The organism is Allobosea sp. P1_B10, assembly GCF_056406735.1.
Genome location: NZ_JBFTZP010000001.1, coordinates 321,331 through 334,920, shown reverse-complemented (window position 1 = coordinate 334,920; position 13,590 = coordinate 321,331). Strand labels below are relative to the sequence as shown.

The 13,590-nt window shown below is 64.8% G+C and carries 11 protein-coding genes and 1 tRNA gene; 9 read left to right on the top strand and 3 right to left on the bottom strand.

Annotated features, from left to right (window positions below; genetic code table 11):
* The first annotated feature begins 43 nt into the window (after positions 1-43).
* From AC1D2L_RS01550 to AC1D2L_RS01520, 7 genes are all read left to right on the top strand, one after another.
* Complete coding sequence (locus AC1D2L_RS01550; RefSeq protein ID WP_476844052.1) at positions 44-1,264, top strand: LL-diaminopimelate aminotransferase; 1,221 nt, start codon at positions 44-46, stop codon at positions 1,262-1,264.
* A gap of 134 nt (positions 1,265-1,398) precedes the next feature.
* On the top strand, positions 1,399-1,863 hold the full coding sequence (locus AC1D2L_RS01545; protein ID WP_476844051.1) for a hypothetical protein: 465 nt from the start codon (positions 1,399-1,401) through the stop codon (positions 1,861-1,863).
* Between the two features lie 59 nt (positions 1,864-1,922).
* Positions 1,923-3,269 carry a homoserine dehydrogenase gene (locus tag AC1D2L_RS01540; RefSeq protein WP_476844652.1) on the top strand — a complete coding sequence of 449 codons (1,347 nt, stop codon included), beginning with the start codon at positions 1,923-1,925 and terminating at the stop codon, positions 3,267-3,269.
* Between the two features lie 101 nt (positions 3,270-3,370).
* Positions 3,371-4,369 carry a class II fructose-bisphosphatase gene (gene glpX, locus AC1D2L_RS01535; protein WP_476844050.1) on the top strand — a complete coding sequence of 333 codons (999 nt, stop codon included), beginning with the start codon at positions 3,371-3,373 and terminating at the stop codon, positions 4,367-4,369.
* Between the two features lie 172 nt (positions 4,370-4,541).
* Complete coding sequence (gene recJ, locus AC1D2L_RS01530) at positions 4,542-6,344, top strand: single-stranded-DNA-specific exonuclease RecJ (protein ID WP_476844049.1); 1,803 nt, start codon at positions 4,542-4,544, stop codon at positions 6,342-6,344.
* A gap of 170 nt (positions 6,345-6,514) precedes the next feature.
* Positions 6,515-6,589, top strand: a tRNA-Glu gene (locus AC1D2L_RS01525).
* Between the two features lie 199 nt (positions 6,590-6,788).
* Positions 6,789-8,183, top strand: coding sequence for an ATP-binding protein (locus AC1D2L_RS01520; protein ID WP_476844048.1), 1,395 nt, complete (start codon positions 6,789-6,791; stop codon positions 8,181-8,183).
* Positions 8,184-8,382: 199 nt separating this feature from the next.
* On the opposite strand, the gene AC1D2L_RS01515 is transcribed toward AC1D2L_RS01520, so the two are convergent.
* Positions 8,383-9,537, bottom strand: coding sequence for a type I restriction enzyme endonuclease domain-containing protein (locus tag AC1D2L_RS01515; RefSeq protein ID WP_476844047.1), 1,155 nt, complete (start codon positions 9,535-9,537; stop codon positions 8,383-8,385).
* A 24-nt stretch (positions 9,538-9,561) separates the two neighbouring features.
* On the bottom strand, positions 9,562-10,467 hold the full coding sequence (locus AC1D2L_RS01510; protein WP_476844046.1) for a hypothetical protein: 906 nt from the start codon (positions 10,465-10,467) through the stop codon (positions 9,562-9,564).
* Between the two features lie 264 nt (positions 10,468-10,731).
* On the opposite strand from AC1D2L_RS01510, the gene AC1D2L_RS01505 reads away from it, so the two are divergent.
* Together AC1D2L_RS01505 and AC1D2L_RS01500 are read left to right on the top strand one after the other, a co-directional pair.
* Positions 10,732-11,802 (top strand): YihY/virulence factor BrkB family protein, encoded by a 1,071-nt coding sequence (locus AC1D2L_RS01505; RefSeq protein WP_476844045.1) that lies wholly within the window; start codon positions 10,732-10,734, stop codon positions 11,800-11,802.
* Positions 11,803-12,368: 566 nt separating this feature from the next.
* Complete coding sequence (locus AC1D2L_RS01500; RefSeq protein WP_476844044.1) at positions 12,369-13,070, top strand: cell wall hydrolase; 702 nt, start codon at positions 12,369-12,371, stop codon at positions 13,068-13,070.
* 49 nt (positions 13,071-13,119) lie between these two features.
* On the opposite strand, the gene AC1D2L_RS01495 is transcribed toward AC1D2L_RS01500, so the two are convergent.
* A complete protein-coding gene (locus AC1D2L_RS01495; RefSeq protein WP_476844043.1) occupies positions 13,120-13,434 on the bottom strand; it encodes a YdeI/OmpD-associated family protein in 315 nt (104 codons plus the stop codon).
* Positions 13,435-13,590: the final 156 nt, after the last annotated feature.

Sequence of the window (13,590 nt, the reverse complement as noted above, 5' to 3'; positions counted from 1 at the left end):
GACGCGTCGCTTCAGGGGCCGTCCGGTAGGGAACTTGTTCGACATGGCCGATTTTCATCGCATCAAGCGCTTGCCGCCTTATGTTTTCGAGCAGGTCAACAAGATCAAGGCAGCCGAGCGCGCCAAGGGCATCGACATCGTCGACCTCGGCATGGGCAATCCGGATCTGCCGGCGCCGCGTCATGTGATCGAGAAGCTGGTCGAGACCGCTGGCAAGCCGCGCACCGACCGCTACTCCGCCTCGAAAGGCATCGGCGGATTGCGCCGCGCTCAGGCGCATTATTACGATCGCCGTTTCGGCGTGAAGCTCAACCCCGATACCCAGGTTGTCGCCACCCTGGGCTCGAAGGAGGGCTTCGCCAATATGGCGCAGGCCATCACCGGCCCCGGCGATGTCGTGCTCGTGCCCAATCCGAGCTACCCGATCCACGCCTTCGGCTTCCTGATGGCGGGCGGCGTCATCCGCTCCGTCCCCGCCGAGCCGACTCCGGCGTTCTTCCCGGCGCTCGAGAGGGCGATGATCCATTCGGTGCCCAAGCCGATCGCGCTGGTCACCTGCTATCCGGCTAATCCGACCGCCTTCACCGCCTCGCTCGATTTCTATCGCGACCTCGTCGCGTTTGCGAAGAAGCACGAGCTCATCCTGCTGTCGGACCTTGCCTATGCAGAGGTGTATTTCGACGAGAACGACCCGCCGCCCTCGATGCTCCAGGTGCCGGGCGCGATGGACGTCACGGTCGAGTTCACGTCGATGTCGAAGACTTTTTCGATGGCCGGCTGGCGCATGGGCTTTGCGGTCGGCAACGAACGTCTTCTGGCCGCTCTGGCACGCGTAAAATCCTATCTCGACTATGGCGCCTATACGCCGATCCAGGTCGCGGCTGCGGCCGCGCTGAACGGCCCCGACGACTGCATTCGCGAGATGCGCGAGACCTACCGCAAGCGCCGCGACGCGCTGGTCGAGAGCTTTGGCAAGGCGGGCTGGGAATTTCCTGCACCCAACGCCTCGATGTTCGCCTGGGTGCCGATTCCCGAAAAGTTTCGGCATCTCGGCTCGCTGGAGTTCTCGAAGCTGCTCATCGAGAAGGCCGAGGTCGCGGTCGCGCCCGGCATCGGCTTTGGCGAGCACGGCGACGATTTCGTCCGCATCGCGATCGTCGAGAATGAGCAGCGCATCCGCCAGGCTGCCCGCAATATAGGTCGCTTCCTGAAGGGCGCCGACGCAACGCTGCACAACGTCATCCAGATGCCCAAGGCCGGGTGAGGGGGCTGGCTCGCAGCAGTCGCCCCGTCGCCCCGACGGGCCGGGGAGGCTGTGTCCTACCGGGATGGCGTGCGGATGTTGAAGGCAGGGCTGGACCGCGCCTGTAAAACATGTGAACCCCTTGGCCACGGACAGTGATCGTCCGGGTTGGGCTAGAGGCGCGCGAGATGTTCTCAAAAGGCCGTTTGATCGGTGCTGCGTTTAGCCTTTTTGCGCTGATCTGCCTGATTTCCACTTTCGATTTCTCGCGCGGCCGTGTGCCCGAGACCAACTCGCCCTTGGTCGCCGAGGTTCTGGCCGCGACGACGGCCCGCGAATGCGGTCGCGACGCGACGGAGATCGTCGGCCGCTACCTGCCGCTCGGCATGGCGCAGGCCGATGCCGAGGCTGTGCTGGCGACGATCTCGATCGTGCCGCCCAAGCCCTGGTTCTGGACGCCGATGGTCGAGAACGCCACGACCTGGACGGGCCAGACGCTCGAGGCGCTGCACACCATCAAGGCCATGGCCTTCGGCAACAACCTGCTGCGCACCCATCTGACATTCACCGATGGCAAGCTCCACAGGCTGGCGGCGGAGGTCGTCTGCCGCTTCGATTGAGTTGTGGCATGGCCGCCGCGCCGTTGACTCCCACCACGCCCCATGCGACCCCGCGCCACATGACGATCGCGACCCCCACGCCTCCATCCTCGCCCCTCAGGATCGGCCTTGCCGGCCTGGGAACAGTCGGAACCTCCGTCCTGCGCATCTTGCGCCGGCAGGAGAACATGCTCAGCGAGCGCTGCGGCCGCGCGATCCGCGTCACTGCCGTCTCTGCCCGCGACCGCTCGCGCGACCGTGGCATCGACCTCGACGGACTGACCTGGTTCGATGATCCCGTGGCGCTGGCCCGGTCCGCCGAGATCGACTGCCTTGTCGAGCTCGTCGGTGGCTCGGACGGGCCGGCCAAGGCTGCTGTCGAGGCTGCCCTGGCTGCCGGAAAGTCTGTCGTCACTGCCAACAAGGCTCTTCTGGCGCATCACGGCGTCGCGCTTGCCACACTCGCAGAGGAAATGGGCGTTGCCCTCGCTTTCGAGGCGTCCTCGGCCGGCGGCATTCCCGTGGTCAAGACGCTGCGGGAGGCGCTTTCGGGCAACAATGTCAGCCGGATCTACGGAATCCTGAACGGCACCTGCAACTACATCCTCTCGCGCATGGAGATGGAGGGGCTGACCTTCGAGGCCTGCCTTAAGGATGCCCAGCGCCTCGGCTACGCCGAAGCCGACCCGACCTTCGATGTCGAAGGGTTTGATACCGCCCACAAGCTCGCGATCCTGACCAGCCTCGCCTTCGGTACGAAGATCGACGCGGAAGCGATTCATGTGGAAGGCATTTCGTCGATCACGCCGCTCGACCTGAAGATGGCCGATGAACTCGGCTACCGGATCAAGCTGCTCGGCGTGGCCGAGCGCACCAAGACCGGGATCGAGCAGCGCGTGCACCCCACCATGGTGCCGAAATCATCCGCCATCGCGCAGGTCATGGGCGTGCTCAACGCCGTCTCGATCGATGCCGACGCGGTCCGCGAGATCACGCTGGTCGGCCCCGGCGCCGGCGGCGACCCGACGGCGTCCGCTGTCGTGGCCGATATCGCCGACATCGCGCGCGGCACGGCGGGGCTTCCTTTCGGCCTGCCGGTCGCGCGGCTGGAAGTGCCGACCCGCGCCCCGATGCAGCGCCACGAAGGCGGCTATTATGTCCGCCTCGCGGTGGCCGACCGTCCCGGCGCCGCAGCCGCCATCGCTACCCGCATGGCCGAGGCGGGCATCTCGCTCGAGAGCATCGTCCAGCGCCGCTCGCGGGACGCAGCCCAGCGCGATCCGTCGGGCCGCTCTGGCGAACCCGTTCCGGTCGTCCTGATCACCTACGCAACCAGCGAAAGCGCAATCCGCGCCGCGCTGGCGAAGGTCTCCGCCGACGGGCATGTCGCGGAACCGCCACAAGTCATTCGCATTGAACGGGAGTAGGACTGCCGCGCGCGGCGTGTAAGGTTCACCATCAGGAACCGCCGCGTTTGGACCTGCTTTCCAAGCACACCAACTGCCAATCGTCCAAGGGAACCCTCCACATGTCCGACGATCTCCGCATTTCGCCCTCGCAGATCATCGAGCGCTATCTCTCGATGGAGCTCGTCCGTGTCACCGAACGCGCGGCTGTGTCGGCGGCGCGCCTGCGCGGCCATGGCAACGAGAAGGCCGCGGACCAGGCGGCGGTCGACGCGATGCGCCGCGAGCTCAATCGCCTGCCGATCGATGGCGAGATCGTCATCGGCGAAGGCGAGCGCGACGAAGCGCCGATGCTGTTCATCGGCGAAAAGGTCGGCACCCGCCAGGGCCCGAAGGTCCATATCGCGGTCGATCCGCTTGAGGGCACGACGCTCTGCGCCAAGGACATGCCCGGCTCGATCGCCGTGATGGCGATGGCCGAGGCCGGCAAGCTGCTCTACGCACCCGACGTCTACATGGACAAGATCGCCTGCGGCCCGGGCTACGCCCATGGCGTGATCGATCTCGACGCCTCGCCGACCGACAACATCCATGCGTTGGCCAAGGCCAAGGGCGTCAAGCCGCATGAGATCTCGACGCTGATCATGGACCGCCCGCGCCATGCCAAGCTGATCGAGGAGGTCCGCAAGACCGGTTGCTCGATCCGCCTGATCACCGATGGCGACGTCGCCGGCGTGATCTTCTGCACCGAGCCGGAAAAGACCGGCATCGACCTCTATCTCGGCATCGGCGGCGCGCCCGAAGGCGTTCTGGCAGCGGCCGCGCTGCGCTGCGTCGGCGGCCAGATGCAAGGACGCCTGATCCTCGACACCGAGGAGAAGCGCGTTCGCGCCTATGGCATGGGCGTGCTCGACCCCAACAAGAAGTACGACATGTCCGAGATGGCCTCGGGCGACGTCATCGTCTGCGCCACCGGCGTCACCGATGGCGGCATGCTCTCGGGCGTGAAGTTCGGTCGCGACGTGATCGAGACCGAAACCATCGTCTATCGCTCGATCACCGGCACGACTCGTCGGATCTTCGGCGAGCATCGCCAGTTCGACAAGTTCAAGCTCGACTGAGACTTGGGGCCGGCATCGACACATCCGGGCAGGCCGCAGCGGCCTAAGCTCGCGATCGCTGGCCTCGCCATAGGCCTGCCGGGCCGCCCGAGGGCGCCCTGCGCGACATCGCCACGTTCAAAACTCCCTCGCCACGGTTGACGAAAGCGCCGCGGCGGGTGAGGCCATCACCATGACATCCATGCCTACGCGCGCCTTTCTGGGCGTCACCCGTTCCGCGCTCGGCCGCCCTTGGCGCGACAGGCTCGACGCCGCTGGGCTCGGCCGCGCCGAGGCCCTGTCGCAGCTCGAGGGCATTCCCGACATCCTCGCCAGGCTTCTGGCTGGACGCGGGGTCGAGCCCATGGAGGCGGCCGGCTTCCTCGAGCCCAGGCTGCGCGACCTCCTGCCCGATCCCGGGACCTTGACAGGGATGGCGCCCGCTGCGGAGCGCCTCGCCAGGGCAGCCACGGCGCGCGAGCATGTCGCGATCTTCGGCGACTACGACGTCGACGGCGCCTGCTCGGCGGCCCTGCTGGCGGGCTATCTCGCGCAGGCCGGGGCGCGCCCGCGCATTCATATTCCCGACCGCCTGATCGAAGGCTACGGCCCCAACAGCGAAGCCATCCGGATGTTGGCGGGCGAGGGCGCCACGCTCCTCGTCACGGTCGACTGCGGCACGACGAGCCACGAACCGCTCGCGGAGGCGATGCGTCTCGGCCTCGACGTCGTCGTGCTCGACCATCACCAGGCACCCGAGGAACTGCCGCCGGTCGCGGCCCTGGTCAACCCCAATCGCCAGGACGATCTCTCGGGATTGGGCCATCTCTGCGCCGCCGGTGTCGTCTTCATGACGCTGGTCGCGACCAGTCGCGAACTCCGCAACCAGGGCTTCTGGGCAAAGCAGGGCGGCGAGCCGAACCTGCTGGAGGCGCTCGACCTCGTCGCGCTGGCGACTGTGGCAGACGTCGTGCCGCTGCATGGCCTGAACCGTGCGTTCGTGCGGCAGGGGCTCGCGATCCTGCGCGGACGGGCCCGTCCCGGGCTTGCGGCGCTCATGGACGTCGCTGGGCTCGACGGGCCGGTCCAGCCCTGGCACCTCGGTTTCCTGCTGGGGCCGCGGATCAATGCCGGCGGCCGCATCGGCGATGCCGCGCTGGGCGCAAGGCTGCTGCTGACCGCCGACGAGATCGAGGCGCGCAGCATTGCGGCCGAACTCAACCGGCTGAACCAGGAGCGCCAGGAGATCGAGCGGCAGGCGGTTCTGGAGGCCGTCGCCGAGGCCGACCATGCCCTCATGGGGGATCCCGATCTCGCGGTGCTTCTGGCGGCTTCCACGGATTGGCATCCCGGCATCGTCGGGCTCGTCGCCGCCCGCTTGAAGGAACGCTTCCGTCGTCCGGCCTTCGCTCTGGCGCTGAACGGGGAGGGCGGCGCCACGGGCTCGGGCCGATCGGTGGCCGGGGTCGATCTCGGCCGCGCCGTGCGGGAGGCGGTCGAGGCAGGGTTGGCGGCCAAGGGCGGCGGTCACGCCATGGCGGCAGGAGTGACCTTGCTGGCGGGCCAGAGCGCACCCTTCCACAGCTTCCTGGCCCAGCGGCTGGGCGCCCAGGTGGCAGCCGCGGGGGAAGGCGAGGCTCTGCTGGTCGATGCCGCCCTGAGCGCTGCCGGAGCCAATCCACGCCTGCTCGCCGAGATCGACAAGGCCGGTCCCTTTGGTTCGGGCAGTCCCGAGCCGGTCTTCGTCTTCCCCTCGCACCGGCTCGTCGATGTCGTCGAGATCGGCAGCGGAGGCCATGTCAGGATCAAGCTGAAGAGCGGCGATGGTGCCACGGTCGGCGGCATCGCGTTCAGGGTGGCGCAGGAGCCGCTGGGCCGGGCCCTGTTTACGGCGCGCGGCGACCACGTCCATGTCGCTGCGACACTCACCCTGAATCGCTGGGGAGGGAACGAAAATGCGGAGCTGCGCCTGCTCGATCTCGCCCGTCCGGAGTGAAAGGTGCTCGCGGAAGGTGCCTATTTCGATATCTAAGGCTTTGATATTGAAGGGGTAATGCAAGAATTTGAATTGATCACAGCAAACTATCAAACTGGCGCTTGCGGAGGCGCAGCACTGCCACTATACCTCCGCTCACTTCGAAGCACCCACCACCGGCGCTGAAGCACGCGACCTTCGTCTATCGGTTAGGACACCAGCCTTTCACGCTGGGGAGACGGGTTCGACTCCCGTAGGTCGCGCCACTTTTCGTGGCTCATAAAATGCTAAATCATTTCAAGCGGTTACTCCATACAGAGTTTGATATGGACCCCAGTTTCATGTGCTGGATGGACCCCAAAATCGGCTGCTCTCAGCCGATGTTGAAACCGTCATCAAGCGCTGACAAAAGCTATGGACGATAGCGGCGGCACCGGGCACTCTTCGCAGCATGGGGGATGACCGGTGACAGCACCTCAAGGTGTTCTTTTTGATGAGCGGTTCCTGGATCGCTATGCCGGTGCCATCATCAGCGTTCCCGAGGTGGCTATTGTCGAGTTGGTCGCCAACGCTTGGGACGCGTGGGCAACGCGGGTTGAAATCGAGTGGCCCGAAAAGGGCAGCGGCCGTGTGTTTTCCATCACCGATAATGGGAAGGGGATGACACATACCGAGTTTCGGCGCCGCTGGGCTACATTCGACTACGACCGGCAATCCGAACAAGGCAGGCTCTCTCCGCCGCCCGAGGAACTGAAGTCGTATGGACCGCGTCGCCCGTATGGGCGCAACGGTAAGGGACGCCACGCGGCCTTCCTATTCGGAGACCCCTATCGCGTTCGCACATGGCGGGACGACGAAGAGGTAACATATGAGGTACGCCGGGGGCTGACAGCGCCCTTCGACCTGGAATTGGTGGCATCGCAGGAGCAGGTCCCTGGGCACGGGACCCAGATTTGTGCACCGTTCGGGGGTAGCGTGGGCACTACGGCCCAGCAGGTGCGAGAGGCCATAGGCACTCGCTTCTTGTCGGACCCGAGCTTCACGGTGTTGGTCGACGGCAAGGCAGTGACATTTCAAGACGTGCCCTCGGCCAAGCTGCGTGAGATCGACGTGCAGGTGCCGGGGCACGGCGTTGCGCACCTCACCATCATCGACACACTCAAGGCAGACAAGACGACACGTCAGCACGGCATTGCATGGTGGATCGACGCACGCCTTGTAGGTTCGCCCGGTTGGGCCGCCTTCGATCTCGATGGCAGGACAAGCGAGGCTAAGCGCTTCCTTTTCATCGTCCGAGCAGATTTCCTTGCGGATGCTGGCGCAACCTTGTCCGACTGGTCGGGCTTTGACGCTAGGAGCGAAGCATGGATTGCGGCTCAGGACGCTGTCCGCCTGACCGGAGCGACACTGATCATCGCCAAGCTCGACCGCCTGTCCCGAGATGCCCATTTTCTCTTGGGGCTGCAGAAGGCCGAGGTGGACTTCGTCGCCTGCGACATGCCTAGCGCCGACCGCTTCACCGTGGGGATCATGGCGATGCTGGCGCAGAAGGAGCGCGAGCTGATCTCGGAGCGCACCAAGGCCGCCCTGGCTGCCGCGAAGGCGCGAGGCCGCCAGCTTGGGAACCCCAAGGGAGCTGCCCATCTCCGCCATTACGGCAACGCCAGGGCCATCGAGGCGCTTCGTATGGACGCACAGGAACGGGCCGAACGGCTTCGGCGGATCATTGCCGAGCTGCGCTCATCCGGCGTGAACTCGGCCAATGGGCTTGCCAAGGCCCTGAACGAACGTCACGTGGCGACCGCCCGCGGCGGCGCCTGGACTGCCCGCAGCGTCCTCAACGTCATAGAGCGCCTCTGAAGTGACCGAACGACTTTTCCCGGCCACTCCCTTGCGTTGATCATCCGCTCCCCGGGGGAGCATCGGTGCAGTCACTGCACTTTTGGAGACGTCCGCGCCCTGTGAACCCCCAGGGGTACGGGGGGAATGCTGGCAGCGCTCGACAGATGATGGCCTCTCGGATTTTTTCTGGAAAAGTACCGGACCCATCAGCGGAGGCTCATTGCGCCGCGGCCGAACTCGCGCCTGCCTGATACCTGCTGAACACGAATTGCCAGACGGCATCGACCTTCTCGTTCCAGACCTCCTCCGGATAGGGCTCTTCGGGGAGTTCGTTCAGCGCGAAGCGGATTGTCGACTGCACCGCGGCTCGGGGTTGAGGCCGCAACTGCCATTGGCTCACCCGCAGCAGCTCCTGGAGTTTCTCCAGCAGCTCCCGTGCCACCCTCTTCACCTCGACCTCCTGGACCCTGGTGAGCTTCGGCTCGGGCTTGCTGAGGAGGTCGAAGATGGCGAGCTCATCCTCGCTCAGCCCCTCGCGAGCTGCTCGACGGTCCTCATCGTCCATCTCGGCGATGAGCTTCTTCAGCGCGGCGAAGAAGGTCTCGGCGTCGAGCGTGCCAAGGTTGTACTCGTCGACCAACTTCTCGAATTTCTCGACGAGGTGAACCCGGGTCGGGTTCTTCGCCGCCATGTCATGGGCCTTCCTCTCGGCCGCCGTCTTAAGCTGTTCGGCCGCCGTCTTGGGCTGGCTGGCGAACAGTGTCGCGAGCTTCTCGAAGTCGATGCTGGACAGGTCGACCCGCCCTGCAGCCTCGTCGCCCTCGATGATGGGCGCGGTGATCGCGACGCCCTGGACCCGCTCGTCCAGCAGAGCTTCGATCTTTGCCGAGATGGCGGCGATGTCCACCGGACCGAGCTTGCCCCGGACGGCCTCTGCGAGGACATGCGCGGCGGCCACGGGCTTGAGGTAGGGGGCAGCCCTCTCATCCGGCAGGAGCGCCTTGTAGGCCCGCGTGGTGGCCCCAGCGAGGCGGAAGAATTCCCGTCGCCGTTCATCAGGCGCGATGAGGGCCTCGACCCCCTTTCCGATCAGCACCAGCCGCGCCAGTTTGTCCACCGCGAGTATGGCGTCGATGTCGACATCCACGCTCGTGCAGAAGGTTCGCGCTCGCGCCAGCGCCTCGTCCAACACCGCGACCAGTTCGTCCTTGTTCCGGATCGGAGCACCACCGCCCTGCTGCCCCGCGTAGATCGCCAGCGCCTTCTGCAGGTTCAGGAAGACTCCGACGTAGTCGACGATGACGCCCGCGCTCTTGCCTGGCGCCCGCCTGTTCGCCCGGGCTATGGTCTGCATCAGTGTGTGGTCCTTCATCGGCTTGTCGAGGTAGTCCGAAGGTCAGACCGGCGGCAACGAGTTTGCGGGAGGGGGCGTCACGGTGGGTTGTGAGGGCTGGTTTCTCCTGCTGAGCATCTCGCCGCGCGTTCTGATGATGTGAGCGGTGACGACGTCTTGAACACGTTGCTCCGCGTTTCGCCGAACGAGGCCGCGATCCGCCGGCCGGTTGCTCTCGATCTCGACGAGCTCGATGGTCGATTGCACAAGCGCATCCACGTCCGACCTGCAAAACAGCATCGCAGCCTTGGCAACGACTTCCGCTTTCTCGTCCGTCAGGAGCATGGCCGCTCCCTCGCGGCCGATGCAGGAGAGCATTCGAGTCTGGACCAGGGTTCGCGCTCGTTCGAGCGTCGCCTTCCTGTCAGCAATCGCGCTGGCATCCGCAGCCGTGGTCGGCGGCGCTGTCGAGATCGGCCCCCGGACGTTTGCGCTGCCGCGTACGCAGTTCACCAGAACCGGCAGCATCTCCGAGGTCGATGTCAGTGCGAATGTGAGGCGCTTGTCGCGAGCGACCACTTCCAGGTATCGGCCCTGTCTAAATGCCCGGATCAAGGCGGATTCAGCCGGCATGGCGATGGTAATCAGCTTGGGGTTCCTGACCTGAGCACTGACAGAAATGCTTGTCTCTCGATCGAAGACTAGCCGGAGCGGCACGCTCGCGCCGACATTAAGGTTCCAATCGGGGTGGGCGATGCCCAGCAACCACTGAAACCCGCCCGTCACGGATGTGAGTAATCGCGTACCGTTTTTGTAGGCGGCGTTGACCGCGCAGTGCGAGAACTGGCCTGTCGCGTCGTTTGTATAGGCGCCACCAGACCAGTTGCCGACGACGACTTCCCCAAAAGGGCCTCCAGCATGGGCGGGCCCCATCAGCGCCAGGCTGATAGCAGCAACATGAAGTCTCAAGCGTCGACTCTCCTCAAGATGGACAAAAGGCCAGCAGAAGCAGTCTCCAAGGTCGTCTCAAAAATCCAGAACCGTGACACGGAAGACAAGCAGGCACGGCCAATCGGTCTGGAGGCTATCAGCCAGTTCCTTGGTCGCCAACAGCGTGTCGTCGAGCTGGCATGTGACAGCGGAAAGACCGCCATCGCGGACGCGCGCTAATCCTTCTGCAGCGCGCAACCTTTCGTGTCGGCTTCGAGTTGCCAAGCGGACGGAGGGTTCCTCGTGCGCAGCAAGCGTTTCCTGATCGATCTCGGTATGGCAGTTGCTCTCGGGCTCGGGGCGGCGCTGGTCGCGTCACGCCTGGCCCCGTCGGGCAAAAGCGCTCGTGACGAAGAGTACGAAGCCAAGGCCGCCCATCGCTCGAAGGCGGGAGCAGCGGCGGACAACCCAGCCAGGATCCCTGCTGCCGGCTGGCGGGACATAATTCGCCGCACCTACCATGAGGTCGACCGCGACCGGGTTCGTGCGGTCGCGGCGGGCGTCACGTTCTACGCTCTGCTGGCTCTGTTTCCCGCCTTGACCGCTGTCGTTTCCATCTATGGCCTGGTTTCCGATCCTGGTACGATCGGCGAGCAACTCAGCCTCGTCAATGGCTTCCTTCCGGCGGGCTCGACCGATTTCCTGCGCGAACAGATCACGCGGATCACGCAGGCGGGGGATACCAAGCTCGGATTTGCACTTCTCTTCAGCCTTGCGCTCGCAATCTGGAGCGCCAATGCGGGCGTGAAGGCGATCTTCGATGCCTTGAACGTCGCCTATGGCGAAGACGAGAAGCGCGGCTTCATCAAGCTGAACGCGGTTTCCCTTGGCTTTACGGTTGCAATACTGGCTTTCGTGACGATGGCGCTGGCGAGCATCGCGGTCGTTCCAGCTCTTCTCGACTATGTGGCATTTGGCGGAGCGACCGAGTGGTTGGTGTCGCTGGCGCGGTGGCCGCTGCTGATCCTGGTGCTGATGCTGGGTCTGTCCGCCCTCTATCGTTTCGGCCCGAGCCGGGATGACGCTCAGTGGGCCTGGGTCAGTCCGGGTGCCATTTTCGCGAGTGTCGGCTGGCTGGCCGCGTCCCTCGCATTGTCCTGGTACGTCGCGAATTTCGAGGATTACAACAAGACCTATGGCGCCATCGGAGCCGTCATCGGCCTCCTGACATGGATGTGGCTGTCAGCAACCATCGTGCTGATCGGCGCGGAGCTGAATTCCGAAGCAGAACGGCAAACGGACGAAGACACGACCGAAGGGCCAGCCATGCCGATAGGCATGAGAGGCGCGGACGCCGCAGATAGAAAGGGCTAGTGCGGGTCAATGTCAGATGGAGGGAATAATCGCAGCGGCCGTTGCAGCGGCAACCAGCGTCGCGGAAATCGCAAGGCGCAGTCGATACACAGAAGGCTGACTAAGTCACAATGATGCCGAAGTGTCTCTCCATAGGGTCCGCAGGACAACATGCAACGCCGCAGTTATGGAGATTTAAAGCCGTTGACGGAACGTAATAACACTGCGGTGGATCGCAATATATTCCCAAGAGAATTCGGGTGGGTTTGTATCAATATCACTGCGACCGGAGGTCGTTATTGCGTGATACGATCGCGCATGAACGGTCGTGATCCGATCATCGATCCTGCGTCACGGTAGATCTCGGAAAGCCGACTCGCCAGACCGCGCTTTTTCCGTGAATTGGTTGGCGGGAAGCCATGCCGCTTGATGCGGCAATGGGCGCGCTCGACCTGTCATCGCAACGAGCGACGCCCTAGGGCCCGCCTCGACCAAATCCCTAACAGATCAAGTCAAACGAGTTGCAGATCCCGCCGCCGGTCTCCGGTGCCGCGAGCGCTCGGCTTGTCGCCCCCGGAGTAGACCTCATGAAGCGCATCGCCCCTGCGGCGCTGCTCGCGGTCGCGGCTATTGTCGCGTTGCCAGCCCATTCCGCCCAGATTCCCTCTCAGATCGGCTCCGGCGCCGCCAGCGGTCTCGACAGCGACACGCCGCGCCCGGCCGCACTCCAGCAACGCGGAGACGGAGCGACCCCACTGACTGCGGCATCTTCGGCCTCGGTCACGCCGACGAGCGGACGCGCGGTCATCGCCGCCCTGACGCCGCCTGCCATGCCGGCGTCGCGCGCGAGCGAACCGGAGCAGCTGCCGGTCTATGCTGGACTGATCAAGTCCGAGAGCATGGCGGGTGAAAAGCGCTGCCTCGCGGAAGCGGTCTATTTCGAGGCCCGATCGGAGGGGGAGGAGGGGCGCGCGGCCGTCGCCCAGGTCGTGCTCAACCGTGTCAAAAGCGGGAAGTACCCCCGCTCGGTTTGCGGCGTCGTCTACCAGAACCGGCACCGCAAGCTCGCCTGCCAGTTTTCATTCGCGTGCGAGGGCAAATCGCTGCGCGTCACCGAGCCAGAGCCGTGGGAGGCGGCAGAGCGCATCGCGCATGACGTCTACGAGGGTAAGATCTACCTTGAGGAAGTCGGTGTCGCGACGCATTACCACGCCGATTATGTCCGGCCTCACTGGGCCAGGAAGCTCAAGAAGATGGACGTGATCGGCCGGCACGTCTTCTACAGTTGAGGTCTTGTGCGGTCCCGAGCGTATAGCGAGCTATTGCTGGCCGCCGGGCTCAGGGGCTGCTCCTGCCCTTTTTGTCGATCAGCATCGCCTGTTGCCACCGGCTTGGCACCTTGTCGGCACGGTGCGTACAGCCCGCCCAACAGCATGGCCGCTTTTTCCCGTCCAGCAGCTCCTCGCAAGTCCGCTTGATCCGGCGTTGACGCGTCGCCGGCTGCTTCGCGTCCTCGACCCAGCAGATGAACTCGTTTCGCCCGAGCGCTGTCAGCTTCGTCCAGAGTGCGGCGACGGTCGGATCCTCAAGCACCGCTGCCTGAAGATCTCCACCTGCCTCATGGACTGTGCCATTCGGAAATGTGTCCGCCACAAGAACCTCCAACGATCGTCGCGGCGACCACCCGGTCTCACGATCCCGGGGAATATCGCTTCAAATGACGAAGCTGGACATCCGGAATGGCGAGATTTTGGCGAGATCGCAGTCGTCGCCCTCGGGCCGGCGCGGCCGCGTCGATCACGAAACCGG